The following is a 24750-nucleotide window of genomic DNA, read 5'->3' as shown; positions in this document are numbered from 1 at the left end:
TGAACGCGGATGCGAAGCGGGCGCGCCGCTTACGAATCCGCCTTCGCCGGTGCGGCCGGCTTCGCGGTGCTCGCGAGCGGCGCGGCCGGATCGTCGCCGCCCGTCATCGGCACCATGTGCGGCTTCACCTGCTCGCCGGGGCGCACGCGCTGCGTGCCGTTCACGATCACGCGATCGCCGGCGGCGAGGCCGCTGACGATCACGCGCCGGTTGCCGTGCTGCATCCCCGGCTGCACTTCGCGATACGACACGCGGCCCTGCTGGTCGACGACGAACACGAACTTCTTGTCCTGGTCGGTGTTGATCGCCGCGTCGTCGACGAGCAGCGCTTCGTGCGGCGCGCTGCCGCCCACCTTCACGCGCGCGTAGAGGCCCGGGACGAGCGTGCCGTCCGCGTTGTCGAAGCGTGCGCGCACGCGGATCGTGCCGGACGACGTGTCGAGCCGGTTGTCGACCGAATCGATCTCGCCGCTGCGCGAGTAGCCGGTTTCGTTCGCGAGGCCGAGCTCGACCGGCACCTTGCGGCCGCTGCGCGCGCCGTTGATGTATTGCAGGTAGGTCTGTTCGTCCGCGTCGAACGATGCGTAGATCGGCGACACCGACACCAGCGTCGTCAGCGGCGCGGCCGACGCGCCGGCCGACACGACGTTGCCGAGCGTGATTTCCGCGCGCGACACGCGGCCCGATACCGGCGCGGTGATGCGCGTATAGCCGAGATTGATGCGTGCCGTTTCCAGCGCGGCTTCGGCGGCCTTCAGGTTCGCGCTCGCCTCGCGTGCCGCGTTCTGCTTTTCGTCGTAGTCGCGCTTCGCGATCGCGTTGTCGCCGATCAGCCGCTGCGCGCGCTGCCAGTCCGTCTGCGCGTAGCCGTTGCGCGCCTGCGCGGCCGCGAGCTGCGCGGCCGCGCGGTCGACTTCCGCCTGATACGGGCGCGGGTCGATCACGAACAGTACGTCGCCCTTCTTCACGAGCGCGCCGTCCTTGAAGTTCACCGCGACGATCGTGCCCGACACCTGCGGGCGCACGTCGACTTTCTCGACCGCTTCGAGACGGCCCGAGTAGCTTTGCCAGTCGGTCACGGTCTGCGGCACGACGGTCGCGACGTCGACTTCGGGCAGCGGCGCCGCCGCTTTTTCGGGTGCGTTCGCGTTGACGCGCATCGCGCCGAACGTGCCGAGGCCGACGACGGCGAGCGTGACGATCGCCGCGGTCGCGATTCGGGAACGGGTGGTGCGTAGGATGGCCATGTGGATCTCCGGTAAGCGTGGATTGGTCTGGTTATTCGGAACGGTTCGGCTGGCGCGCCTGGAAGCGGCACTGGAAGAAGCGCACGGCTTCCTCGAACGCGGCTTCGTGCGTGGCGAGCGCGGCGTGCGTGATGTCCGGATAGCGGATCACCTGCGTGAGCACGCCCGACGAAATCAGGCAGCCCGCATATTTCTCCGCTTCGACGTGCAGCACGTCGTTCTGCGCGGTGACGACGAGCGTCGGCGGCAGCCCCGCGAGGCGCACCGATTCGATCGGCGCCGCGTACGGGTGCATGCGTTGCGCCGCCTGCGGCAGGTATGCGCGATAGCAGGCCGCGCATTCGCGCGCGGTGATGTCGGACGCGAGCCGCTCGGCGTCGCCGATGCGCGTCATGCTCGGGTCGAGCATCGGCCCGAACAGCGCCTGCGCGACGATCGACACTTCGCCGCGGTCGCGTGCGATGAAGGCCAGGCAGTTCGCGAGCTGGCCGCCCGCGTCGTGCCCCGCGACCCCGATCTTCTTCGGGTTGCCGCCGAACGCGCGGGCGCGCGTCGCGGCCCAGACGGCGGCGCGATACGCATCCTCCGGCGCGGCCGGAAAAGGAAAGGCCGGCGCGAGCGAATAATCGACCGACACTACGAGAGCTGGTAAGCGTTCTGCTAAAAAACGCGCGGCGAAGTCCGCATCTTCGAGCGAACCGCGGACGAAGCCGCCGCCGTGGAAATAAAGCACTACTGGCAACCCGGTCTTGTCCGGGCGGCGGTAGAGGCGCAGCACGATGTCCTGTGCGTAGCCGGGAATTTCCACTTCGGCCACCGTCAGCGCCGCGCCCGCCATGGCTTGCGCGGGCAATGCGGCTTTCAGGAATTTGCTGAATTCAGAAGCGTCCATGACGATGCAGCATCCATTTCGAGATGGAACGAATTCTGGGTCCGGCAGACATTGGGATAAATGCCTATAATCCGGCAACACAATTCAACGCCCCCGAACAATCCGAGGCTGCGTTTACCCACGAGGTAGCGCAGCCTTGTCGTTCGCGGGCTCATTAGATTGCGGAGGTTGTGATGGACCGGCTTCAGGCCATGCAGGTGTTTACTCGCGTCGTCGATACAAGCAGCTTCACCAAGGCAGCAGAAACGCTCGGCTTGCCGCGGGCGTCCGTCACGACGATCATCCAGAATCTCGAAGCATTCCTCGGCGTGCGGCTGATGCACCGGACCACGCGCCGGCTCTCGCTCACGCCCGACGGCGCCGCCTACTACGAACGCTGCGTGCGGATCCTCGCGGACGTCGAGGAAACCGAAGCAAGCTTCCAGGCCAACAACCGGAAGCCGCACGGAAAGTTGCGTATCGACATGCCGGGCTCGATCGGGCGGCTGCTCGTGATTCCGTCGCTGTGCGAGTTTCATACGCGCTATCCGGACATCGACCTGCAACTCGGCCTGTCGGACCGGCCGGTCGACCTGCTGCAGGAAGGCGTCGACTGCGTGATCCGCGTCGGTGCGCTGCAGGATTCGTCGCTCGTCGCACGCCGCGTCGGCCTGTTCGAATGCGTGACGGTCGGTTCGCCCGACTATCTCGAGCGCCACGGCGAACCGCAGACGATCGACGACCTGAGCCAGCACAAGGCCGTCAACTACTTCTCGAGCCGCACCGGCCGCACGATCGACTGGACGTTCCTGATCGAAGGCAAGGAAGTCGAGATGAAGATGGAGGGCATCGTGTCGGTGAACGATGCCGATGCGTACGTGACGTGCGGCGTCGAGGGCTTCGGCCTGATCCAGCCGCCGCTGTTCATGGTGCTGCCGCACCTGCGCGAAGGCCGCCTCAAGGAAGTCCTGCCCGGCGTCAAGCCGCTGCCGATGCCGATCTCGGTCGTGTATCCGCACAGCCGTCATCTGTCGCCGAAGGTGCGCGTGTTCGTTGACTGGATCGCCGAAGTGTTCGACCGGTGCCCGCTGCTGAGCGGCAAGGGCAGCCTCGACGCGACGTGCAGCAAGCGCACGTTCGAGGAAGCCGAGCGCGCGCCGGCGCTCGATACGCCGGTCATCAACGAGTGGGTCGCGTAATCGTCCGACCTCCACGCGCGGGCCGCGGCGCCCGCGCGTCATCCTGCCCGAGCGCGGCCCGGGCACGCCTTTCAAGCGCGGCGCCGCGATCCTTCCCGAATCCGCAGTAAACCTTTGCACGGCGCGCGGCAATCGGCCGCGTGCATCGTTGCGTGTCGTTGCGCGTCGCCGCCGCACCTCCCTGCGAAGCCCGTGCCGCGCGGCTCTCGGCCATTTCCGCATAACCCTGCCGGCGATGCGGATGGCGATTGTTCCACTGACACGACAATTCAATTCGCGTCTGCTGCATTTATCGCGACGGAACGGCAACCTAGAGTAAACCCTGTCGCGCACCTCGTTGCGCATCGAACAGATCCCGCCCGCGGGACCGGAGTCAGCGCTCAGGCGCGCGCTCCGACATCTCCAGGAGTTACGCCATGAACCGCCGCCATCTTCTCTCGGCCCTTGCGCTCACGCTTGCCGTGTCCGCACCGGCCTTCGCCGATTCGGACACCTCGCACGCCGGCGACTCCGGCAACACGTCGTGGTCCGCGCAGCACAACGGCCCGCGTACGCGCGCCGAAGTGAACGCGGAAGTCGAGCAGGCACGCAAGGACGGCACGCTCGCGTACCTGCGCAAGGCGACGTCGTATCCGCAAGGGCTCGAACTCGCGCAAGGCCCGTATCGCCCGACACCGGAAGGCAACCAGCTCGCCGGCGCGGGCCGGTAAACGCGAGACGCCGCGCAGCGGATTGCCCGGTGCGCGGCGTCTCGAACGACGTTGTCGACGACTCGTCGAGTCAGTCAGTTAGTTGCAGGAGTACATGATGAACGACCCACTTCCTTCGCCGCTCGATCACTGGGACGACACCACGCCGGTGTGGACGCCGTTCCGTTCGGCCCCGCAATCGCATTGACCGCCGGCTGAATCATCGTCCGGCCGTCAACGGCGCGGCACCCCGTCGCGCCATTCGCCCCAGTGCGTGACGATGTCCTGCACCAGCGGATTGCCCGCGCGGTACAGGTTTTCGGTCGCCGGGGCGAAACCGCCCTGGTCCGCGTAGTTCAGCAGGTTGTCGGCGCTCGTCTGCCCCGCGTACGGCCGATCGAAATCGGACCCGGTGCGCAGCACGGCCACGCGCGACAGGTCGACCCGCTTCACGCTCGCCGCGCGCTTGAGCGCTTCGTACGTCGCGTTGTCTTCCTGCGCGGTCATGCAGTAGGTGCCCTTGCCGTCCGTCAGGATCTTGGTCCACTGGCGTGCGCGCTCGCCGATCAGCGTGCCCGAGAACCACGTGTTGCCCGATGACGTGTCGCACTGGATCACCGTCGGCGGCCGGTTCGCCGGCGCATACGTGAACTTCGCACGCGCGGCCTGCGCCTGCGCGCTGTCTGCCAGCACGACGTTGCGCGACAGCGCGTAGGCGGCGTCGGTCAGTTGCGGGTTGAGCTGGAACACTTCGGTGCGATAGTCGAGCGGCGGCTTGTCGTTCGGGCTCTTCGTATTGATGCCGAGATAACCGGTGTTCCAGCCGGCCGGGATCTCGCGCGCATCGAGCTCCCACTGCAGGCTGAAATCGACCAGGTATTTCGACCACGCGGCCGATCCGACCGTGCCTTGCGCGGGGTCGACGCCCGCGATGCCCGAGACCAGGAAATACGTGCGGCGCAGATCGAAGCGTTGCGAGAACGTGAGCGCCATGATCGTCGCCGACGCGTTCGCATAGCCCATGCCGGTCGTGACCACGCATACGTCCTGCTTGTTGCAGTGGACCGCCGGATAGTCGGGCGACAGGCCGGGCACGGCGATGTCGCGCCACGGGCCGAGCCGGTCGAGCCACGCCTGGCCCTCCGGCCCGAACATCGTGACGATCATGACCTTGACCGGGCGGCCATGCGAGCCGGTCTCGGCGAATGCCGCGTTGCCGGCATCGTTGCCCTGGTTGTCCTGCGCGATCGACGGCGCGGTCGCGCAGGCGGCAAGCGAGAATGCGGCGGCGGAAAGAATGGAGCGAGTCAGCATCGGCGTTCCTTGTTTCGGTGACGTTGGGTGAGAACGGCTGTCGGAGACTGCGCGACGAGTATAGAACGGGCGTACGCGATGCGGAACCCGACTACGAAACGGCCGGCGATGTTTCGTGCGAACGGATGCGTGTTGCGTGACGGAAAATCGCGCGTTCGTCACCGCGTCGAAAAACATCAGGAATGCTATCGGGTTCGTCGCCGAGTGCGACGTCGGCTGCTTCGCGCCGCGCTACACGCACATCAGCCCAGCCACGCCGTAACCGAGCACGACGAGTGCGGCGACCACATGGCTCGTGGCGAGCCACCCCGGCGATTTCACGAAGCGTCCGATCGCGCTGCCGCCGAACGCGAACACGAGCTGCCCGGCGAGGCTGCCCGCAAACACGCACGCGGCGCCGAACAACCAGTGGCGGTGCGCACCGGCGGCAGCCGTCGCATAGCCGTAGAACAACAGGATGGTCAGCGGGTTCGCGAGCGTGACGACGAACATCGACATGAACGGGCGAGCGCCCGGCGGCGGCGCTCCGTCGCCGTCGAGCGTGCGGCGTCGGGCGCGCAGCGCCTCCCACAGCATCCGCGCGCCCATCGCGAGCAACACGAGCGCACCGACCATACGGAACAGCGCCAGATGCGACGCAAGCGTGCCCGCGAGCATCGCACCGATCGTGAAGGCCACGACCGCATAGCAGCCATCGGCGGCGGCTACCCCGATCGCCGCGCGCACGCCGGTCGCCGTGCCGGCGCGCATGCCGTAGTTCGCGATCATCAGCGCGACGGGCCCGACCGACAGCGCGATCGTCAGCCCGAACAGGAAGTCGCTCATCGGTCGTCCAGGATATCGATTCAATCCCGTCGATGGAGGACATCGATTCCAGCGACGTCGAAACGATTCAGTGTGTGAATCCGAACTCAGGCGACATCGACGCGTGCAGGCCCGTCCACCATCTCGCCGATCACCGCCGCGCGGTCGAAACCGTCGGCACGGAAGCACGCGAGCACGTCGTCGACCGCGTCCGGCGCGCATGCGACCAGCAGCCCGCCCGACGTCTGCGGATCGGTCAGCAGCGCCTGCGCGACGGGCGGCAGCCCGTCGGCGAGCCGCACGTCGGCGCCGTATGCGGCCCAGTTGCGACCCGACGCGCCGGTAAACACCCCGTCGGCAACGAACGTCTCGACACCCGCGAGCCACGGCAGCGATGCATAGTGCACGCGCGCGGTGAGCTGCGCGCCGCGCGCCAGTTCGAGCGTATGGCCGAGCAGCCCGAAGCCCGTGACGTCGGTCAGCGCATGCACGCCCGGCAGCGCGGCAAGCTCGGCGCCCGGCCGGTTCAGCTTGGTGGTGGTCGCGACCATTTGCGCGTAACCGTCGGCATCGAGCTGGTTCTTCTTCAACGCGGCCGACAGCACGCCGACGCCGAGCGGCTTGCCGAGCACGAGCACGTCGCCCGCGCACGCGGCCGCGTTGCGCTTCACGCGCGACGGATGCACGACGCCGATCGCCGCGAGCCCGTAGATCGGCTCGACCGAATCGATCGAATGGCCGCCCGCGACCGGAATGCCGGCATCCGCGCACACCGATTCGCCGCCGCGCAGCACGGCGGCGATCGTCTCGTGCGGCAGCACGTTGATCGGCATGCCGACCAGCGCCAGGGCGAGGATCGGCTTGCCGCCCATCGCGTAGACGTCGGACAGCGCATTGGTCGCCGCGATGCGGCCGAAGTCGAACGGATCGTCGACGATCGGCATGAAGAAATCGGTGGTCGCGACGATCGCCTGCTCGTCGTTGAGCCGGTAGACGGCCGCGTCGTCGGAGGTTTCGGTGCCGACCAGCAGGTCAGGGAACAGCGCGGGCGGCGTCGCGCGCTTGAGCAGCTCGGACAGCACGCCCGGCGCGATCTTGCAGCCGCAGCCGCCCCCGTGCGACAGGCTCGTGAGGCGCGGAACGGCAGGCTGGGCTTGAGTGGCTTCGGTCATCGTCGGCATCCGGTGAATACGGTGAATAACAACGCTCCATTATCGACAATTCCGCGCGAGCGCGCCCGATACCCACATAATGGACGGCCCTTGCCGGCTCCCGCCCTTGCTCGCTTCCTCATTGATCGATGGATCACGTCTTCGTTGCCCTCGTGCTGTGCTCGGCTCTCCTGCACGCGATCTGGAACGCGTTCCTCCACGTCAGCGAAGATCGGCTGGCGCAACTCGGCACGATGTCGCTGCCGTATCTCGCGTTCGGCGTCGCCGGCGCCGTGCTGCTGCCCGCGCCGGCGCCCGCCGCATGGCCGTACGTCGCCGCGTCCGCGATGCTCGAGGTCGCGTACTGCTTCACGCTCGCGCGCGCATACCGCAGCGGCGAGTTCGGGCATATCTATCCGATCGCGCGCGGGATGTCGCCGCTGCTGGTGTCGGTGCTCGCGTTCGCCGTGCTGCACGAACGACCGACGCCGCTCGGCTTCGCGGGCATCGCGCTCGTATCGTTCGGGATCATGTCGCTCGCGCTGCGGCGCGGCTTCAGGTTCTCCGGGGAAGGCGTGCCGTACGCGCTGCTCACGGGCGTGTTCATCGCCGCGTATTCGCTCTGCGACGGTATCGGCTCGCGCGTATCCGGCAGCGCGCTCGGCTACATCGCATGGGTGTACCTGATGTGGAGCGTGCCGCAGCTCGTGCTCGTCTGCGCATGGCGCGGCGGCCCGCGCGCGGTGCTCGGCTCGCGCACCGCCGTCGCGCAGGGCGCGATCGCCGGCACGATCTCGCTCGCCGCGTACGGGATCGTGATCCTCGCGTACCGGCACCTGCCGGTCGCGACCGTGTCGGCGCTGCGCGAAACGAGCTCGATCTTCGCGGTCGCGATCGGCTGGTTGGTGATGCGCGAGCGCCCCGGCGCACAGCGGCTCGCCGCGTGTGCGCTGGTCGTGGCGGGCGCGGCGTTGATCCGGCTGTGAGCGGCACGCCCACGGGCCGGCGCGTCAGAACTTGTGGCGGATGCCCGTTACCGCAACGATCTGCGTGCGCGTGCTCGACGGATTCGAGATCCCTTCGATCGCGGCCACCGCGTTCGACGACGCCCGCTGGTAGAACGCATTCACGTAGATATCGGTGCGCTTCGACAGGAAATACTGCGCACCGGCGCTCGTCTGCAGGTAGTGCGAGCTCGGCTTCGGCCCCTGCGACGCGAGTACCTGCGTGTAGGTTTCGCCGAGTGCGAACTGCAGCGCCGGCGTCATCAGGTAGCGCACGCTGCCCTCGTAGTTGTTGAAGCGCATCGCGCCGCCCGTCTGCAGGTTGAACAGCGAACTCGTGTACAGCAGCCCGAACGTCGCGGCACCCCACGCATACGCGCCGCCCGCGCCCCAGATCTGCTGGCGCGTCACGCCCTTGATGAACGTGTAGTAATTGTCCGACGCCGCCGCACCGGTCGTGTCGAGCGCCGGACGGTCGACCCGTACATAGGCGGCACCCAGTTGCAGCGGCCCGTTCTCGTAGCTCGCGCCCAGGCTCCACACGCGGTTTTGCGCGAACGACGTCGAATTCGAGAAGCCGTACAGGCCGACCGCGCGCAGGCCGTACCACACGGGCGTCTGGTACTGGACAGAGTTGTTGGTGCGGAACGTGTTGTTCAGGTCGTCGGTGTCGAACGGATGCAGCGCATACTGCGTCAGCGCGGTGGTCGCGCCGATCTGCAGCGGCTCCAGGACTTCCTGTGCCGCGTTGTACTGGCGGCCCATCGTCAACGTGCCCCAGTGGTCGTTTTCCAGCCCCACGTACGCGCGGCGCCCGAACAGACGGCCGCCCTGGCTCGCGGTGCCGGTCTCGATGTTGAAGCCGTTTTCCAGCCGGAATACTGCGCGCGTGCCGCCGCCGAGTTCCTCCTTGCCCAGCAGCCCCCAGCGCGTGCCCTGTTCGTTGCCGCCGGTCGCCTGCCATGCCGCATGCCCGTTCTGGTTGCTCGTGTACGTGATTCCCGCATCGACGACGCCGTACAGCGTCACGCTCGACTGCGCATGCGCGAGCGTGGCATCCGCCGCCATTGCAACGCCCGCCAACGCAATCGCCATCTCTTTCCGTTTCATCTCCGACCCCTTTATCGATTGAATAATCGAGCGTGCTTTATCACGCTCGCGACTTGTTTTATTGAATAAAACATCGTCTTATTTATTTTCGAATTCGGGGATTTGAAGCGTCAAGTCGCATCAAAAATCGCGTACCGCCGTGGATATCGACTTGTTCACCCTGCGTTTCAATCAACGAAACAAACCCAATAAACACGGGAACTTGGGCGCGATTACGGTGCACAATCCCGACGCAGAAAAAAGCCCTTGACCGCAGTTTTCGGCCGTTGTGAAATATTGATACGCTGTTTTATTAAATAAAACATCCACACGAAATGCTCGTGAAAAGTAGGTAAAGAACCTGATCCCCATGCTGACGTTTAATTGCAACACCGCGGTTGCGGGCGAGTCGCCCGCCTATTGCGTCGCGCCGCCGACGGCGCCCGCGCTGCCGATCGTCGTCGATTCCCCGCACAGCGGCATCGCGTATCCGCCCGACTTCTCCACCGTCGCGCCGGACGACGCAATCCGCACGACGTGGGATGCGTACGTCGACGAACTGTGGGCCGGCGCTCCCGCGCGCGGCGCCACGCTGCTGCGCGCGACGTTTCCGCGCGCGTACATCGATCCGAACCGCGCCGAAGCCGACATCGACGCGACGCTGCTCGCCGAATCCTGGCCAGAGCCGCTTGCGCCGCAGCCGTACACGCAGCGCGGGATGGGGCTGATCCGGCGCGACGCGCTGCCCGGCGTACCGCTGTATGACCGCAAACTGTCGCTCGCGGAAGTGCGGCACCGGATCGATGCGTACTACCGGCCGTATCGCCGCGCGCTCGCCGGCATCGCCGAGCCGCTGCATGCCGCGCATCGCGCGCTGTGGCACATCGACTGCCACTCGATGAAATCGCGCGGCAACGCAATGAACGTCGACGCCGGCGCGTTACGGCCGGACGTCGTGATCAGCGACCGGCGCGGCACGACCGCCGACCCGGCCTTCACCGCGTGGACGGCACAGTGGTTCGCCGACGCCGGCTACCGCGTGCAGGTGAACGACCCGTACCAAGGCGGCGACCTGCTGACCGTGCTCGCCGATCCGGCGCGACAGCGCCACAGCATCCAGATCGAATTCAACCGCGCGCTGTACATGGACGAAGCGGCGTTCGCGAAACATGCGGGCTTCGCCGCGCTGAAGCGCTCGGTCGACGCGTACCTCGACGCGCTCGCCGCGTACGTGCGCGCGCGCATCGCATTGCCGGGAGACACCGCATGACGACCTACATCGTCGACGCCGTCGACAGCGCGTTGAAGCTGCTGACCTACGTGGCCGAGCATCCGAACCTCGGCGTGACGGAGCTGGCATCGCAACTCGGCATCAACAAGTCGCGCACATACCGGATGCTGTGCACGCTGGAACTTCACCGCTTCGTGGTGCAGGACCCGCGCACGTCCACCTATGCGCTCGGCCCGCAGGCATTCGTGATCGGCGTGGCCGCGTCGCAGCAGAACGCGCTCGTGCGCGCCGCGCACCGGCACATGCTCGCGCTCAACCAGGCGATCAACGAAACCGTCGTGCTGCGCGTGCGCGAAGGGCTCGAATCGGTGTGCGTCGCGCGTTGCGAGACGACGCATGCGGTACGCACCGTCGGCGCGGTCGGCAACCGCCGGCCGATCAATTTCGGCGCATCGGGCAAGGTGCTGCTCGCGTTCGCGCCCGACGCGGTGCGCGACGAATATCTCGCGCAACTGCGCAGGAACGGGCACGCCGACGATCTGCCGCAGCTCGCCGGGGAGCTCGATGCGGTCGCGCGCAAGGGCTACGCGGTGAGCAGCGGCGAGGTGACGCCCGGCGCGGTCGGGATCGCGGTACCGGTGCGCGACCTGACGGGCGCGACGGTCGCATCGGTCAGCGTGACGGGGCCCGAGGTGCGCGTGAGCCACGCCGACATTCCCGACTATCTCGAGCGTCTGCAGGCATGCAGCCACGCCATTTCCGCCGAACTCGGCTACGTCCCGGCGCGCGCCGCGCCCCAACCGGCCTGACGGCCTGCTCCTTCACCGACGAGAATCCGATGTCCGCCTCTTCCCCGAACCCGGCCGGCCCGCACGGCGCCGCCACCGACGCACTCGCGGCCGACGAACCGGCCGCGGCCGCCGCTCATGCGCCGCACCCGCACGGCAAGATGCTGCACCCCGTCGTGATGATGCTGTGGGTGCTGGCCGCCGCGATCGCGCTCACGTGGTTCGTCGACTCCGGCCACTTCGCGCGCAACGGCCGGCTCGTGGTGCCGGGCACCTATCAGGTGGTGCCGAAGGCGACCGCGCTCGCGACGCTCGTCGCGCCGGCCGTCAGCCACAGCACTTCCGCGCATGCACTGCCGGCAAGCCTCGTGTCCGCGTTCGTCGCGGTGCCGCAAGGGCTCCTGAAGAATGCGCCGCTGATCGTGATGGTGATGTTCGTCGGCGGGATGTTCGGCGTGATGCGCCGCACGGGCGTCGTCGATGCCGGCATCGACCGGCTGCTGCAGCTCACCGGCAACAATGCGTACCTGCTGACGCCGATGCTGATGATCCTGATCGGGCTCGGCAGCACGCTGCTCGGCTTCATCTCCGAATATCTCGTGATCATTCCGATGGTTGTCGTGATCGCGCGGCGCCTCGGCCTGTCCGACCTGTTCGCGGTCGCGCTCGTCGCAATCGCCGCGAAGATCGGCTACATCGCGTCGGTCACGAACCCGCTCGCGCTCGCCGTCGCGCAGCCGCTCGTCGGCGTGCCGCTATTCAGCGGCGTCGCGCTGCGCGCGGCTGTTTTCGTCGTATTCCTGACGATCGGCATCCTGTACCTGCTGCGCTACGTGCGAAACACCGGTTACCGGGCCGGACAGACCGCGTCGCGCGCTGCCGCGCATGCAACCGCGAAACTGTCGCTGCGTCACAAGGCCACGCTGGCCGTATTCGCCGCGGCCGTCGCGATGCTGATCTACGGCACGCGCGAACTGAAATGGGGCAACGTCGAACTGGCGGCGTTCTACGCGTTCGTGAGCATCGCGACGGCCGTCATCGGCCGGCTCGATTCGCGCAGCGCAGCCGACGCGTTCGTCGACGGGATGAAGAACATGATGCTGGCCGCGCTGCTGATGGGGCTCGCCGCTTCCGTCGAACTGCTGCTGCAGGACAGCCTCGTGCTCGACACGCTGATCCACTTCTTCACGCGGCTGGCGGACGGGCAGTCTCCGATATGGGTCGCCAACGGCCTGATGGGCGTGCAGATGGTGCTCGACGTGTTCATTCCGTCGGTATCGGGCAAGGCCGCGGTCAGCATGCCGATCATCGGGCCGATCGCGCAGCTCTCCGGCGTGAGCGGCCAGACCTCGGTGCTCGCATTCGTGCTCGGCGGCGGGCTGACGAACCTCGTCACGCCGACGTCCGGAATGCTGCTCGCGTATCTCGCGACCGCGCGCGTCGATTTCGGCGCGTGGATCCGCTTCGTGCTGCCGCTGTTCCTGACGCTGTTCGTGCTGTCGTGCGCCGTGCTGACGTTCGCGGTGTGGATCGGGTATTGAGCTTCGCGATACAGCCAGACGCGCGAGCCTGGCGACGGGCACCGCAACGCGATGCCGTCGCCGGATGCGCGGTTCAGGCCGCCGCAACCGCCCCGCCGAACGCCCGCTCGTCGATCGCCTCGGCCAGCGTCGCGAACGCCGTCGCGATCTCGTCCTCCGGCACGCACGCGTAGCCGAGCAGCAAGCCCGACGCCGCGCGCTCGCGGTGCGCGTAGTAGCCGGACAACGGCCGCACGACGATGTTGCGTTCGAGCGCGGCCTGCGCGACGGCTCGATCGTCGGCACCGTCCGGCAGCCGCGTGACGAGATGCAGCCCCGCGTCGCTGCCGAGCGCGTGCAGCGTATCGCCGTAGCGGCGCGCGACCGCATCGAGCAGCACCTCGCGGCGTTGCCCGTACAGCGTGCGCATCTTGCGGATATGCGACACGAAGTGCCCTTCCGCGATGAATTCGGCGAGCACGGCCTGCTGCAGCAACTGGCCCTCGCGATACAACTCGGCGCTCGCGGTCGCGAAACTCTCCGCGAGCGGCTCCGGCGCGACCAGATAGCCGACCCGCAGCCCCGGGAACAGCGTCTTGCCGAAACTCCCGACGTAGATCACCTGCCCGGTCGTGTCCAGCCCCTGCAGCGACGCGAGCGGCCGGCTGCCGTAGCGGAATTCGCTGTCGTAGTCGTCCTCGATGATCCAGCAGCCGTGCTGGCGCGCGTATTCGAGCAACATCCGGCGGCGCGCGAGGCTCATCACCATCCCGAGCGGATACTGATGCGACGGCGTGACGAGCATCAGCTTCGGCGGCGCGGCGAGATCGGCGGCCGACGGCGCGATGCCTTCGTCGTCGACCGGAATCGGCCGCGTGGTGAGCCCCGACACGTTCAGCACGCTGCGCACGCCCCAGTAGCACGGATCCTCGGTCCAGATCGCGTCGCCCGGGTCGGTCAGCAACCGCACCGCGAGGTCGATCGACTGATGGATGCCGGTCGTGATCACGATCTGCTCGGGCGTGCACCGCACCGAACGTGACGTGCGCAGGTAGTCGGCCAGCGCTTCGCGCAGCAGCGCGAGGCCGCCGCCGGGCGCATAGGTCAGCAGGTCCGGGCGCAAGCGCCGCCAGTACTTGTTGTGCAGCCGCGTCCACACGCGCGCCGGAAATCGCGACACATCGGGCACGCCCGGCATGAACGCGCCGCCCTGACGCTTCGACACGCCGGCGCCTTCGACGAGCCGCGTGCCGCGCGCGGACAGGCGCCGCACGGACGGCGTCGCGACGGCCGGCCCGGCCGCCGCGTCGGGCGGCGCGCCGACGATCTCGTCCGGCGCGCTGTCGGCGACGAACGTGCCGCGGCCGGTCGCCGAGTGCACATAGCCTTCGAGCGCAAGCTGTTCGTAGACCTGCGTGACCGTGTTGCGCGCGATCCCGAGCTCGGCGGCCAGCAGCCGCGACGACGGCACGCGCGTGCCGGCCGGCAGTTCGCGCGACAGGATCGCCTGTTGCAGCAGCCGGTGAAGCTGCCGGTAGATCGGCTGTTCGCCCCCGCGCACGAGGCGCTGCGCCAGCCAGTCCGACAACACGCTCGCGCGCATGATTGGCTCCTGAATATTTATTGAAATGGCTCTGATTGCCGGAGCCAAATGTGATTATAGTCGCGTCCATGGGCTGCCGAGGCGCCCGATTTTCTACCTATCGGACCGAACATCAAGGAGATGACCGTGAAGAATGCCGACCTGCAGGCCCGCAAGAACGCCGCCACCCCGCGCGGCGTCGGCGTGATGTGCGATTTCTACGCAGCCCGCGCCGAGAACGCGGAGCTGTGGGATGTCGAAGGCCGCCGCTTCATCGATTTCGCCGCTGGCATCGCGGTGCTGAACACGGGCCACCGCCACCCGAAGATCGTCAAGGCGATCGCGGATCAGTTGAACAACTTCACGCACACCGCTTACCAGATCGTCCCGTACGCGTCGTACGTCGAGCTGGCGGAAAAGATCAACGCACGCGCGCCGGGCGACTTCCCGAAGAAGACGGCGTTCTTCACGACCGGCGCCGAAGCCGTCGAAAACGCGATCAAGATCGCGCGCGCGGCGACCGGCCGCCCGGGCGTCATCGCATTCTCGGGCGGCTTCCACGGCCGCACGATGATGGGCATGGCGCTGACCGGCAAGGTCGCGCCGTACAAGCTGAACTTCGGCCCGTTCCCGGGCGACGTGTTCCACGCCCCGTACCCGAACGCGCTGCACGGCGTGACGACGGCCGACTCGATCAAGGCGATCGAGATGCTGTTCAAGGCCGACATCGATCCGAAGCGCGTCGCCGCGATCATCTTCGAACCGGTCCAGGGCGAAGGCGGCTTCAACCCGGCGCCGGCCGAGTTCGTGCGCGCGCTGCGCAAGATCTGTAACGAACACGGCATCCTGCTGATCGCCGACGAAGTACAGACCGGCTTCGCGCGCACCGGCAAGCTGTTCGCGATGCAGCACTACGACGTGCTGGCCGACCTGATCACGATGGCGAAGAGCCTTGCCGGCGGCATGCCGCTGTCGGGCGTCGTCGGCCGGGCCGACGTGATGGACGCGGCCGCGCCCGGCGGCCTCGGCGGCACCTACGCCGGCAACCCGCTGGCCGTCGCGTCGGCGCACGCGGTGCTCGAGATCATCGACGAAGAGAAGCTGTGCGAGCGCGCGACGCAGCTCGGCGACGTGCTGAAGGCGAAGCTGAACGCGCTGCAGGCGGACGTGCCGCAGATCGCCGACGTGCGCGGCCCGGGCGCGATGATCGCGGTCGAATTCCTGAAGCCGGGTTCGGGCGAGCCGGATGCCGAGTTCACGAAGCGCGTGCAGGCGCGTGCGCTCGAACGCGGGCTGCTGCTGCTCGTGTGCGGCGTGTACTCGAACGTCGTGCGCTTCCTGTTCCCGCTGACGATCCCACAAGCCGTGTTCGACGAAGCGCTCGCGATCCTCGAGGAAGTGCTGAAGGAAACGGTCGGCGTGCCGGCCTGAGTGCCCGTCCCCGACTGAATGCGCCGCCGCCGTCGTGAAGACGGCGGCGGCCGTTTGCATCCGTCCTTTTCGAAGCAGGTGATTCATATGAGCACTGTTCAGGAAACCCTGGCACTGAAAGATCCGTCGCTGTTCCGCCAGCAGGCGTACGTCAACGGCGAATGGCAACCCGCCACGAACGGCGAGACGTTCGAGGTCCGCAACCCGGCGACGGGCGGCCTGCTCGGCACCGTGCCGGCGATGGGCGCGGCGGAAACGCGTCACGCGATCGACGCCGCGAATGCCGCATGGCCGGCGTGGCGCAAGAAGACCGCGAAGGAACGCGCGGTCATCCTGCGCAAGTGGCACGACCTGATGATGGAGAACGCCGACGACCTCGCGCTGATCCTCACCACCGAGCAGGGCAAGTCGCTGGCCGAAGCGAAGGGCGAGATCGGCTACGCGGCGTCGTTCCTCGAGTGGTTCGCGGAAGAAGGCAAGCGCGTGTACGGCGACACGATCCCGACGCCGGCGAGCGACAAGCGCATCGTCGTGACGAAGGAAGCGATCGGCGTGTGCGCGGCGATCACGCCGTGGAACTTCCCGGCGGCGATGATCACCCGCAAGGTCGGCCCGGCGCTCGCGGCAGGCTGCCCGATCGTCGTGAAGCCGGCCGAGGCGACGCCGTTCTCCGCGCTTGCGATGGCCGTGCTGGCCGAGCGTGCGGGCGTGCCGGCCGGCGTGTTCAGCGTCGTCACGGGCGACCCGAAGGCGATCGGCGGCGAACTGACGTCGAACCCGATCGTGCGCAAGCTGTCGTTCACGGGCTCGACGCCGGTCGGCCGCCTGTTGATGGCGCAGTGCGCGGCGACGGTCAAGAAAGTGTCGCTGGAGCTCGGCGGCAACGCGCCGTTCATCGTGTTCGACGACGCCGATCTCGATGCGGCCGTGCAGGGCGCGATCGCGTCGAAGTACCGCAACAGCGGCCAGACGTGCGTGTGCACGAACCGCTTCTACGTGCATGAAGCCGTGTACGACCAGTTCGCGCAGAAGCTCGCGGCGGCCGTCGGCCTGTTGAAAGTCGGCCGCGGCACGGAGCCTGGCGTCACGCAAGGCCCGCTGATCAACGAAGCAGCCGTGCTGAAGGTCGAGGCGCATATCGAGGACGCGCTCGCGAAGGGCGCGACCGTCGTGACGGGCGGCAAGCGCCACGCGCTCGGCCACGGCTTCTTCGAGCCGACGGTGCTGACCGGCGTCACGCCGGCGATGAAGGTCGCGAAGGAAGAGACGTTCGGGCCGCTCGCGCCGCTGTTCAAGTTCGGCAGCGACGACGAAGTGATCCGCCTCGCGAACGACACCGAGTTCGGCCTCGCCGCGTACTTCTACAGCCGCGACATCGGCCGCGTGTGGAAGGTCGCCGAAGCGCTCGAATACGGGATGGTCGGCGTGAACACGGGCCTCATCTCGAACGAAGTCGCGCCGTTCGGCGGCGTGAAGCAGTCGGGCCTCGGTCGCGAAGGCTCGCACTACGGCATCGACGACTACGTCGTGATCAAGTACCTCTGCCTGGCCGTCTGACGGTTCGGGGCCTGGCGCGCGAGCGGCAGGCCCTGGCCGCCTGGCCGGAACCGGGCGGTCGCGACGCGGGCCGGTATCCCTCTCCGCCGTGCCCGCGTCACCTGCCTTCTCCGCGATCAGCGGAATACGTTCACCGCCTCCACCAGCCGCGTCGCCTGCTGCTTCAGGCTTTCCGACGCCGCCGTGCTCTGCTCGACGAGCGCCGCGTTCTGCTGCGTGATGTTGTCCAGATGCACGACCGCCTGGTCGACCTGTGCGACACCCGTGCTCTGCTCGGCCGTCGACGAGCTGATCTCCGCGATCAGATCGGACACGCGCTTCACCTGCGTGACGATGTCCTCCATCGTCTTGCCCGCGCCATCGACGATCCGCGCGCCCGACTCGACGCGCTCGACGCTCGCGCCGATCAGCGTCTTGATCTCCTTCGCCGCGTTCGCGCTGCGCTGCGCGAGCGCGCGTACCTCGCCGGCCACCACCGCGAAGCCGCGCCCCTGATCACCCGCACGCGCGGCCTCGACCGCCGCATTCAGCGCGAGGATGTTGGTCTGGAACGCGATGCCGTCGATCACGCCGATGATGTCGGCAATCTTGCGCGAGCTCTCGGTGATGTCGTTCATCGTCGCGACGACCTCGCTCACCGCCTGCCCGCCGCGCCCGGCTGCCTCGCTCGCGGAAACGGACAGCTGATTCGCCTGCAGCGCCGTTTCCGCATTGCTCGACACGGTCGCCGTCATCTCGGCCATCGATGCGGCCGTCTGCTGCACGCTCGTCGAAGCCTGCTCGGTGCGCGCGCTGAGGTCGTTGTTGCCTTGCGCGATCTCGTTGCTCGCGCGCTGCACGTTCAGCACCTGTTCGCTGACGTCGTCGACGAGCCAGCGGAACATCAGCCCGAGCTGGTTGATCGTGCGCAGCGTCATGCCGATCTCGTCGACGCGATTCATCCGCACGCCGTTGCGGCTCTCGCCGGTCGCCACGCGCAACGCCTCGTCGCGCAACTGCCGAAGCGGCCGCACGACCTGCGCGTCGAGCCACAGCCCGGCCGCCACCGTCACGCCGATCGCCGCACCGGCGAACGCCGCGAGCGCGCCGCCGGTCAACCCCGCTGCCCAGCCGGTGCCGACGACCGCAGGCGCCAGCACACACAGCGTCGACACCAGCCGCGCCCGCACCGACATCGTCTGGAACACCGACGCGACGCGCAGCGCGCCGGTGCGCAAGATCAACCCCTTGTGGAACCGGCGGCTGCCGGCCTTGCCTTCGCGGAAATCGCGATACAGCGCCTCGGCAGCCGCGATCTCGTCGCGCGTCGCCTTCGTGCGCACCGACATGTAGCCCTTCGGCTGGCCGTTGCGCATCACCGGAATCGCGTTCGCGCGCACCCAGTAATGGTCGCCGTTCTTGCGGCGGTTCTTCACGAGCGCGGTCCACGGCTCGCCGCCCTTGAGCGTCGCCCACATGTCGGCGAACGCCTCCTTCGGCATGTCCGGATGCCGCACCACGTTGTGCGGCTGGCCTTCGATCTCCTCGGGAGAAAAGCCGCTGACCTGGATGAATGCCGCGTTCGCGTAAGTGATGTGGCTGTCGACATCGGTCGTCGACATCAGCGTCGCATCATCGGCAAATTCGAATTCGCGTTGCGTGACGGGCTGGTTGTTGCGCATGGTGTGGAGCTCCGGGTGGCGGATCTTGCGTCCGCTCGTCGATTGATTCGAGACCCCGCGCATCGCGATCGATTCGCATGCGTGTGAGTCGGGCTCCTGCACTTTCGGCACATTCGGCGAAAACATTATGCCGTATTCGGGTAAATATGCATTAGATATGCATCATCTTGTTTTTACCGAATGATTTGTTTATGGATAAAACGAAGTGCGTTGCCGGGCAACGATCTGGACGCGATTCGCCCGGCCAATGGATGCCGCGATTTCGGCTCGATTCATTCGCCCCCTCCTGAAATCGGGGAGACGAATATTTCACGTTCGAAGTCATTCCATTGAATTCGCCAATCCGAATAAGCACGGTGCGCGACATCCGGCATCGTCGATCGATTCCGCACGCCGCACGCCCTTTCGCGCGATCATCTGAACACGTTCACCGCATCCACGAGGCGCGTCGCCTGCTGCTTCAGGCTTTCCGACGCCGCCGTGCTCTGTTCGACGAGCGCCGCGTTCTGCTGCGTGATGTTGTCCAGATGCACGACCGCCTGGTCGACCTGCGCGACACCGGTGCTTTGCTCGGCCGTCGACGAGCTGATCTCCGCGATCAGATCGGACACGCGCTTCACCTGCGTGACGATGTCCTCCATCGTCCGGCCTGCCTCGTCCACGCGCCGCGCGCCCGACTCGACGCGCTCGACGCTCGCGCCGATCAGCGTCTTGATCTCCTTCGCCGCGTTCGCGCTGCGCTGCGCGAGCGCGCGCACCTCGCCGGCCACCACCGCGAAACCACGACCCTGTTCCCCCGCGCGCGCGGCCTCGACCGCCGCATTCAGCGCGAGGATGTTGGTCTGGAACGCGATGCCGTCGATCACGCCGATGATGTCGGCAATCTTGCGCGAGCTCTCGGTGATCTCGCTCATCGTCGTGACGACCTCGCTCACCGCCTGCCCACCGCGCTCGGCCGCCTCGCTCGCGGAAACGGACAACTGGTTCGCCTGCAGCGCCGTTTCCGCATTGCGCGACACGGTGGCCGTCATTTCGGCCATCGATGCGGCGGTCTGCTGCACGCTGGACGCGGCCTGCTCGGTGCGCGCGCTGAGGTCGTTGTTGCCTTGTGCGATCTCGTTGCTCGCGCGTTGCACGTTGTGTACCTGCTCGCTGACGTCGTCGACGAGCCAGCGGAACATCAGCCCGAGCTGGTTGATCGTGCGCAGCGTCATGCCGATCTCGTCAACGCGATTCATCCGCACGCCGCGCCGGCTCTCACCGGTCGCGACGTTCAGCGCCTGCTCGTGCAGCCGCTTCAGCGGTTGCACGATCTGCGCATCGAGCCACCAGCCGGCGGCGGCCGCCACGCCGACCGTCACACCGGCAAACGCCGCGAGCCCATTGCCGCCCAGCCCGCAGGCCCAGCCCGCGCCGATGACTGCCGGCGCCAGCACGCACCATGTCGAATGAACGCGCGCACGCACCGACATCGTCTGCGGCAGCGATGCGATTCGCAGCAGCCCGGTGCGGATGACGAGCCCCTTGTGGAACCGGCGCTGGCCGGTCTTGCCTTCGCGAAACGCGCGATACAGCGCGTCCGCGGCCCGGGTCTCGTCGTGCGGCGCCTTCGTGCGCACCGACATGTAGCCTTGCGGCGCGCCGTTGCGCATCACCGGAATCGCGTTCGCACGCACCCAGTAATGGTCGCCGTTCTTGCGGCGGTTCTTCACGAGCGCGGTCCACGGTTCGCCGCGCCCGAGCGTCGCCCACATGTCGGCGAACGCCTCCTTCGGCATGTCCGGGTGCCGCACCACGTTGTGCGGCTGGCCGACGAGTTCCTCGTTCGAGAACCCGCTCACCTGCGCGAACGTCGTGTTCGCGTAGGTGATGACGCTGTCGGCATCGGTCGTCGACATCAGTGTGACGTCGTCGGGAAAATCGAATTCCTGTTGAGTAATGGGCAGGTTGTTGCGCATGCAAGGCTCCGAAAGGCGGCTCTGTCGTCCGCGCCGCGCTGAAATCGCGCTCAGTAGCCGAAAAACGGTTGATCGCTTTACGACACTCTCGTCCTTTGTCGGCAATGCACCGGGAAACCTTAATCCTGTCGCGCATCCTGCATGCAATTCGGCCATTACCATGATTTCGATCAAATATTCCGGCGATAATCGCGACACGTGATTATCGACTTGTCACCACACGCTGCCCGACGCGCCGATGTCAGCATCCGTTGCGCGCGGCGAAACGATTTGAATTATCCTGCTCCATTCCACCGGAATTCGAATTCGATGAAAAAGGCATTGCACGAACTGAATCGGTTGTCCTGGAATAAGGCGACGGTTGCGCATAACAGCCATAAAGGCGATCAGGCTGCATTTTTCCGCAATGGCGGCTCGACGCTGTTTCCGGAAGAACGCGAACTGCTCGGCGATCTGGCGGGTCTGCGGCTCTTGCACCTGCAATGCAACGCGGGGCAGGACACGCTGAGCCTCGTGCGCGAAGGCGCGGACGCAACCGGCGTCGACATCTCCGACGAGGCGATCGACTTCGCGCGGCGACTGTCGGCCGACGCGGGCCTGCCCGCGCGGTTCGAGCGCGCCGACGTACTCGACTGGATGCCCGAAGCCGCCGCGCGCGGCGAGCGCTTCGATCACGTGTTCACGTCGTACGGCGCGATCTACTGGCTGTCGGACCTGACCGCATGGGCGCACGGGATCGCCTCGCTGCTCGCACCGGGCGGCCGCTTCGCGATGGTCGAGTTCCATCCGTTCTCGCTGTATTTCGACGAACACTGGCAGCCGCACTACGACTACTTCAAGGACGACGCGACCGAGGAACCCGCAGGCGTCGGCGATTACGTCGCGGTGTCCGGCACGGGGCTCGGCGCGCAGCACGACCACCCGGGCATCGTCGATTTCGCGAACCCGCATCCGAGCTACGAGTTCATGTGGGGCATCGGCGCAGTCGTGAATGCACTGATATCGGCCGGGCTCGCGATCGATCGCCTGATCGAATATCCATACGCGAACGGCTGGAAGGGCTTCGACGGCATGCGCGAGTTGGACGGCCGCCGGATGGTGCCGCCCGAAGGCATGCCGCGCCTGCCGTTGATGTACGCGCTCGCCGCGCACCGGGTGGCCGCATGACCGGCCGCACCGCCGCCGCGCGCGACGCGCTGTCGGCCCGCCTGCTGGCCCGCGACGACGTGCCGCTCGTGTGGACCATCGACCGGCGTGAAATCATCGAACACCTGTACGTGCTGCGCGACGGCGCGCTGCATCTCGTGCCCGAGTTCTACGACGTGGCCGGCTGGCCCGACGGCGAAGCCGATCACTACACGCCGATCCTGCTCGACTGTCACGACCGCGGCGGCTGGTTTCTCGGCCGGTTCGACGGCACGCGGCTCGTCGCGGCCGTCGTCGTCGACAGCCGGCCGCTCGGCCCGCGGCGCGACATGCTGCAGTTGAAGTTCCTGCACGTGAGCCGCGATTGGCGCGGTTGCGGGCTCGGCGAACAGCTCTATCGCGCGGCGCGGGCGCAGGCACGCACGATGGGCGCCGAGCGTCTGTACGTGTCGGCCACGCCGTCGCAGCGCACGATCGACTTCTACCTGCGGCTCGGCTTCACGGTCAGCGCGGCGCCCGATCCCGAGCTTTACGCACTCGAGCCCGAAGACATTCACCTCGAAGGGCCGACGGCGTGACCGCGCGGCATGCGGATGAAGCGTGGAATTTTGCGCTCCGCCACTGCCGTCATCAGTTACCGTCAGCACGTCACGGAGCGCGACATTGAACGATGACCCGCCACCGCCCGCCACGCCGAAGATCCTCGTCAGCATGTGCGTGGTCGGCCATCCGGTCCGTTACAACGGCGCGGCGAAGACCGCCGCGCACGAGGCGCTCGAACGGTGGCAACGCGAAGGGCGTCTCGTGGCCGTCTGCCCGGAACTGGCGGGCGGCCTCGGCGTGCCGCGCCCCCCTGCCGAGATCGCCGGCGGCGCATCGGGGCAGCAGGTGCTGTCGGGTCGCGCACGCATCGTCGACGTGGGCGGCACCGACGTGACGGCCCCGTTCGTGGCCGGCGCGCAGACCGCGCTGGCCCTCGCGCAGGCACACGGCTGCCGCTTCGCGATCCTCGCCGACGGCAGTCCCTCGTGCGGCAGCACGTTCATTTACGACGGAAGTTTCGAGAGCCGGCGGCACGAGGGCGCCGGCGTCACGGCGGCGCTGCTGCGCGCGCATGCCATCGAGGTGTTCGCGGACACCGAGATCGATGCGCTCGACGCGCAGCTCAGGCAACTGTCGCCGGCCGGTTAACGACGATGGGCGGCACGAGACACCTCGTGCCGCCCATCGTGGCGGAAACGGCGCGGCGATCAAGCGGCGCGTATCCGGCCGCTTCCCCCCATCTCGCCGGTCAGACGCGTTCGATCGCGATCGCGATGCCCTGGCCGACGCCGATGCACATCGTGCACAGCGCAAAGCGGCCGTTCGTGCGATGCAACTGGTACATCGCGGTCGTCACGAGGCGCGCACCCGATGCGCCGAGCGGATGACCGAGCGCGATCGCACCGCCGTTCGGGTTCACGCGCGGATCGTCGTCGGCGACGCCGAGCATGCGCAGCACCGCGAGACCTTGCGACGCGAACGCTTCGTTCAGCTCGATCACGTCGAACTGGTCGATCGTCATCCCGAGCCGCGCGAGCAGCTTCTGCGTGGCCGGCGCGGGGCCGATACCCATCACGCGCGGCGCGACGCCGGCCGTCGCGATCCCCAGCACGCGGGCGCGCGGCGTCAAGCCGAAGCGCTTCGCGGTGGCCTCGTTCGCCAGCAGCAGCGCGGCGGCGCCGTCGTTCACGCCCGACGCGTTGCCGGCCGTGACCGAGCCGTCCGGGCGCACGACGCCCTTCAACTTCGCGAGCGCTTCGAGCGACGTTTCGCGCGGATGCTCGTCGCGCGACACGACGATGGCGTCGCCTTTCTTCTGCGCAATCGTGACCGGCACGATTTCCTCGGCGAGCGTGCCGTCCTGCTGCGCCCGCGCGGCCTTCTGCTGGCTGCGCAACGCGAACAGGTCCTGATCCGCGCGGCTGATGTTGTAGTCGACCGCGACGTTCTCGGCCGTCTCCGGCATCGAATCGACGCCATACAACTGCTTCATCAGCGGATTGACGAAGCGCCAGCCGATCGTCGTATCGTAGATGTCGGCCTGGCGCGCGAACGCGCTCGCGGCCTTGCCCATCACGAACGGCGCGCGCGTCATGCTCTCGACGCCGCCCGCCACCATCAGCGCGGCTTCGCCCGACTTGATCGCGCGCGCGGCCACGCCGACCGCATCCATTCCGGAGCCGCACAGGCGGTTGATCGTCGAACCGGGCACGCCCTCCGGCAGGCCCGCCAGCAGCGCCGACATGCGCGCGACGTTGCGGTTGTCCTCTCCGGCCTGGTTCGCGCAGCCGTAGATCACGTCGTCGATCGCCGTCCAGTCGACGTCGCGGTTGCGCTCGACGAGCGCCTTGAGCGGCACCGCGCCCAGATCGTCGGCGCGCACGCCGGACAGTGCACCGCCGTAACGCCCGATCGGCGTACGGATCGCATCACACAGAAAAGCTTCGGTCATCAGTGTCTCCGGTC

General features: G+C 67.5%; 22 protein-coding genes. 12 read left to right on the top strand and 10 right to left on the bottom strand.

Features of this window, described 5'->3' with window-relative positions:
- Window positions 1–29: 29 nt before the first annotated feature.
- On the bottom strand, window positions 30–1247 hold the full coding sequence (gene ceoA / locus WT53_RS12545; protein WP_034206052.1) for a multidrug efflux RND transporter periplasmic adaptor subunit CeoA: 1218 nt from the start codon (window positions 1245–1247) through the stop codon (window positions 30–32).
- Between the two features lie 31 nt (window positions 1248–1278).
- A complete protein-coding gene (locus WT53_RS12540; RefSeq protein ID WP_034206051.1) occupies window positions 1279–2139 on the bottom strand; it encodes an alpha/beta hydrolase in 861 nt (286 codons plus the stop codon).
- 173 nt (window positions 2140–2312) lie between these two features.
- Between WT53_RS12540 and ceoR the strand changes: the two genes are divergently transcribed.
- Window positions 2313–3317, top strand: coding sequence for a putative multidrug efflux transcriptional regulator CeoR (gene ceoR, locus WT53_RS12535; protein ID WP_034206050.1), 1005 nt, complete (start codon window positions 2313–2315; stop codon window positions 3315–3317).
- 416 nt (window positions 3318–3733) lie between these two features.
- Window positions 3734–4027: a DUF4148 domain-containing protein gene (locus WT53_RS12530; RefSeq protein WP_034206049.1), complete on the top strand. Its 294-nt coding sequence runs from the start codon at window positions 3734–3736 to the stop codon at window positions 4025–4027.
- 213 nt (window positions 4028–4240) lie between these two features.
- On the opposite strand, the gene WT53_RS12525 is transcribed toward WT53_RS12530, so the two are convergent.
- From WT53_RS12525 to selD, 3 genes are all read right to left on the bottom strand, one after another.
- Window positions 4241–5320: a purine nucleoside permease gene (locus WT53_RS12525; protein WP_034206048.1), complete on the bottom strand. Its 1080-nt coding sequence runs from the start codon at window positions 5318–5320 to the stop codon at window positions 4241–4243.
- Between the two features lie 231 nt (window positions 5321–5551).
- Window positions 5552–6145, bottom strand: a complete 594-nt coding sequence (locus WT53_RS12520; RefSeq protein WP_060260090.1) for a LysE family translocator — start codon at window positions 6143–6145, stop codon at window positions 5552–5554.
- Window positions 6146–6231: 86 nt separating this feature from the next.
- Window positions 6232–7296 (bottom strand): selenide, water dikinase SelD, encoded by a 1065-nt coding sequence (gene selD, locus WT53_RS12515; protein WP_082725020.1) that lies wholly within the window; start codon window positions 7294–7296, stop codon window positions 6232–6234.
- 128 nt (window positions 7297–7424) lie between these two features.
- Here selD and WT53_RS12510 point away from each other — a divergent pair, with 128 nt between their 5' ends.
- Window positions 7425–8261, top strand: a complete 837-nt coding sequence (locus WT53_RS12510) for a DMT family transporter (RefSeq protein WP_060260086.1) — start codon at window positions 7425–7427, stop codon at window positions 8259–8261.
- Between the two features lie 24 nt (window positions 8262–8285).
- Here WT53_RS12510 and WT53_RS12505 read toward each other — a convergent pair whose 3' ends face one another.
- Complete coding sequence (locus WT53_RS12505) at window positions 8286–9389, bottom strand: porin (RefSeq protein ID WP_060260081.1); 1104 nt, start codon at window positions 9387–9389, stop codon at window positions 8286–8288.
- Window positions 9390–9738: 349 nt separating this feature from the next.
- Between WT53_RS12505 and WT53_RS12500 the strand changes: the two genes are divergently transcribed.
- Genes WT53_RS12500 through WT53_RS12490 form a run of 3 tightly spaced genes read left to right on the top strand, consistent with a single transcriptional unit; the run spans window position 9739 to window position 12928 of the window.
- Entirely contained in the window at window positions 9739–10638 is a 900-nt protein-coding gene (locus WT53_RS12500; protein WP_060260077.1) for an N-formylglutamate amidohydrolase, read from the top strand.
- Window positions 10635–11408, top strand: coding sequence for an IclR family transcriptional regulator (locus WT53_RS12495; RefSeq protein ID WP_060260075.1), 774 nt, complete (start codon window positions 10635–10637; stop codon window positions 11406–11408). Before WT53_RS12500 ends, WT53_RS12495 begins: the two co-directional genes overlap by 4 nt.
- Before the next feature lie 29 nt (window positions 11409–11437).
- Entirely contained in the window at window positions 11438–12928 is a 1491-nt protein-coding gene (locus WT53_RS12490; protein WP_060260072.1) for a YfcC family protein, read from the top strand.
- 73 nt (window positions 12929–13001) lie between these two features.
- Here WT53_RS12490 and WT53_RS12485 read toward each other — a convergent pair whose 3' ends face one another.
- Entirely contained in the window at window positions 13002–14510 is a 1509-nt protein-coding gene (locus tag WT53_RS12485; RefSeq protein ID WP_060260069.1) for a PLP-dependent aminotransferase family protein, read from the bottom strand.
- Window positions 14511–14636: 126 nt separating this feature from the next.
- Between WT53_RS12485 and WT53_RS12480 the strand changes: the two genes are divergently transcribed.
- Window positions 14637–15920 carry a 4-aminobutyrate--2-oxoglutarate transaminase gene (locus tag WT53_RS12480; RefSeq protein ID WP_108041876.1) on the top strand — a complete coding sequence of 428 codons (1284 nt, stop codon included), beginning with the start codon at window positions 14637–14639 and terminating at the stop codon, window positions 15918–15920.
- Window positions 15921–16007: 87 nt separating this feature from the next.
- Window positions 16008–17477 (top strand): NADP-dependent succinate-semialdehyde dehydrogenase, encoded by a 1470-nt coding sequence (gene gabD / locus WT53_RS12475; protein ID WP_060260066.1) that lies wholly within the window; start codon window positions 16008–16010, stop codon window positions 17475–17477.
- A gap of 116 nt (window positions 17478–17593) precedes the next feature.
- Here gabD and WT53_RS12470 read toward each other — a convergent pair whose 3' ends face one another.
- The gene (locus WT53_RS12470; RefSeq protein WP_060260157.1) at window positions 17594–19138 is read right to left on the bottom strand and encodes a PAS domain-containing methyl-accepting chemotaxis protein; all 1545 of its coding nucleotides are present in this window, start codon (window positions 19136–19138) and stop codon (window positions 17594–17596) included.
- A gap of 413 nt (window positions 19139–19551) precedes the next feature.
- On the bottom strand, window positions 19552–21096 hold the full coding sequence (locus WT53_RS12465; RefSeq protein ID WP_060260062.1) for a PAS domain-containing methyl-accepting chemotaxis protein: 1545 nt from the start codon (window positions 21094–21096) through the stop codon (window positions 19552–19554).
- On the opposite strand from WT53_RS12465, the gene WT53_RS33470 reads away from it, so the two are divergent.
- The 4 genes from WT53_RS33470 to WT53_RS12450 all read left to right on the top strand — a co-directional run bounded on the left by WT53_RS33470 (window position 21095) and on the right by WT53_RS12450 (window position 23433).
- Window positions 21095–21298, top strand: a complete 204-nt coding sequence (locus WT53_RS33470) for a hypothetical protein (protein WP_156447874.1) — start codon at window positions 21095–21097, stop codon at window positions 21296–21298. The genes WT53_RS12465 and WT53_RS33470 overlap by 2 nt on opposite strands.
- Before the next feature lie 107 nt (window positions 21299–21405).
- Window positions 21406–22263 carry a bifunctional 2-polyprenyl-6-hydroxyphenol methylase/3-demethylubiquinol 3-O-methyltransferase UbiG gene (locus WT53_RS12460; RefSeq protein WP_059821831.1) on the top strand — a complete coding sequence of 286 codons (858 nt, stop codon included), beginning with the start codon at window positions 21406–21408 and terminating at the stop codon, window positions 22261–22263.
- Window positions 22260–22820, top strand: a complete 561-nt coding sequence (locus WT53_RS12455) for a GNAT family N-acetyltransferase (RefSeq protein WP_034206041.1) — start codon at window positions 22260–22262, stop codon at window positions 22818–22820. Before WT53_RS12460 ends, WT53_RS12455 begins: the two co-directional genes overlap by 4 nt.
- An 85-nt stretch (window positions 22821–22905) precedes the next feature.
- On the top strand, window positions 22906–23433 hold the full coding sequence (locus WT53_RS12450; RefSeq protein ID WP_060260059.1) for a DUF523 domain-containing protein: 528 nt from the start codon (window positions 22906–22908) through the stop codon (window positions 23431–23433).
- Window positions 23434–23533: 100 nt separating this feature from the next.
- Here the strand turns inward: WT53_RS12450 and pcaF are convergent, their stop codons facing one another.
- On the bottom strand, window positions 23534–24736 hold the full coding sequence (gene pcaF / locus WT53_RS12445; protein ID WP_060260056.1) for a 3-oxoadipyl-CoA thiolase: 1203 nt from the start codon (window positions 24734–24736) through the stop codon (window positions 23534–23536).
- Between the last annotated feature and the right edge of the window lie 14 nt (window positions 24737–24750).

The organism is Burkholderia sp. MSMB2157WGS (assembly GCF_001532755.1).
GTDB lineage: Bacteria > Pseudomonadota > Gammaproteobacteria > Burkholderiales > Burkholderiaceae > Burkholderia.
The sequence above is the reverse complement of the archived record's forward strand: the minus strand, read 5'-3'. Positions and strand labels throughout refer to the sequence as shown.

What these genes read in the sequence shown, in the direction of transcription:
- ceoA (WP_034206052.1), bottom strand. Translation starts at nt 1,247, where the DNA reads ATGGCCATCCTACGCACCACCCGTTCCCGAATCGCGACCGCGGCGATC.
- WT53_RS12540 (WP_034206051.1), bottom strand. Translation starts at nt 2,139, where the DNA reads ATGGACGCTTCTGAATTCAGCAAATTCCTGAAAGCCGCATTGCCCGCG.
- ceoR (WP_034206050.1), top strand. Translation starts at nt 2,313, where the DNA reads ATGGACCGGCTTCAGGCCATGCAGGTGTTTACTCGCGTCGTCGATACA.
- WT53_RS12530 (WP_034206049.1), top strand. Translation starts at nt 3,734, where the DNA reads ATGAACCGCCGCCATCTTCTCTCGGCCCTTGCGCTCACGCTTGCCGTG.
- WT53_RS12525 (WP_034206048.1), bottom strand. Translation starts at nt 5,320, where the DNA reads ATGCTGACTCGCTCCATTCTTTCCGCCGCCGCATTCTCGCTTGCCGCC.
- WT53_RS12520 (WP_060260090.1), bottom strand. Translation starts at nt 6,145, where the DNA reads ATGAGCGACTTCCTGTTCGGGCTGACGATCGCGCTGTCGGTCGGGCCC.
- selD (WP_082725020.1), bottom strand. Translation starts at nt 7,296, where the DNA reads ATGACCGAAGCCACTCAAGCCCAGCCTGCCGTTCCGCGCCTCACGAGC.
- WT53_RS12510 (WP_060260086.1), top strand. Translation starts at nt 7,425, where the DNA reads ATGGATCACGTCTTCGTTGCCCTCGTGCTGTGCTCGGCTCTCCTGCAC.
- WT53_RS12505 (WP_060260081.1), bottom strand. Translation starts at nt 9,389, where the DNA reads ATGAAACGGAAAGAGATGGCGATTGCGTTGGCGGGCGTTGCAATGGCG.
- WT53_RS12500 (WP_060260077.1), top strand. Translation starts at nt 9,739, where the DNA reads ATGCTGACGTTTAATTGCAACACCGCGGTTGCGGGCGAGTCGCCCGCC.
- WT53_RS12495 (WP_060260075.1), top strand. Translation starts at nt 10,635, where the DNA reads ATGACGACCTACATCGTCGACGCCGTCGACAGCGCGTTGAAGCTGCTG.
- WT53_RS12490 (WP_060260072.1), top strand. Translation starts at nt 11,438, where the DNA reads ATGTCCGCCTCTTCCCCGAACCCGGCCGGCCCGCACGGCGCCGCCACC.
- WT53_RS12485 (WP_060260069.1), bottom strand. Translation starts at nt 14,510, where the DNA reads ATGCGCGCGAGCGTGTTGTCGGACTGGCTGGCGCAGCGCCTCGTGCGC.
- gabD (WP_060260066.1), top strand. Translation starts at nt 16,008, where the DNA reads ATGAGCACTGTTCAGGAAACCCTGGCACTGAAAGATCCGTCGCTGTTC.
- WT53_RS12470 (WP_060260157.1), bottom strand. Translation starts at nt 19,138, where the DNA reads ATGCGCAACAACCAGCCCGTCACGCAACGCGAATTCGAATTTGCCGAT.
- WT53_RS33470 (WP_156447874.1), top strand. Translation starts at nt 21,095, where the DNA reads ATGCAAGGCTCCGAAAGGCGGCTCTGTCGTCCGCGCCGCGCTGAAATC.
- WT53_RS12465 (WP_060260062.1), bottom strand. Translation starts at nt 21,096, where the DNA reads ATGCGCAACAACCTGCCCATTACTCAACAGGAATTCGATTTTCCCGAC.
- WT53_RS12460 (WP_059821831.1), top strand. Translation starts at nt 21,406, where the DNA reads ATGAAAAAGGCATTGCACGAACTGAATCGGTTGTCCTGGAATAAGGCG.
- WT53_RS12455 (WP_034206041.1), top strand. Translation starts at nt 22,260, where the DNA reads ATGACCGGCCGCACCGCCGCCGCGCGCGACGCGCTGTCGGCCCGCCTG.
- pcaF (WP_060260056.1), bottom strand. Translation starts at nt 24,736, where the DNA reads ATGACCGAAGCTTTTCTGTGTGATGCGATCCGTACGCCGATCGGGCGT.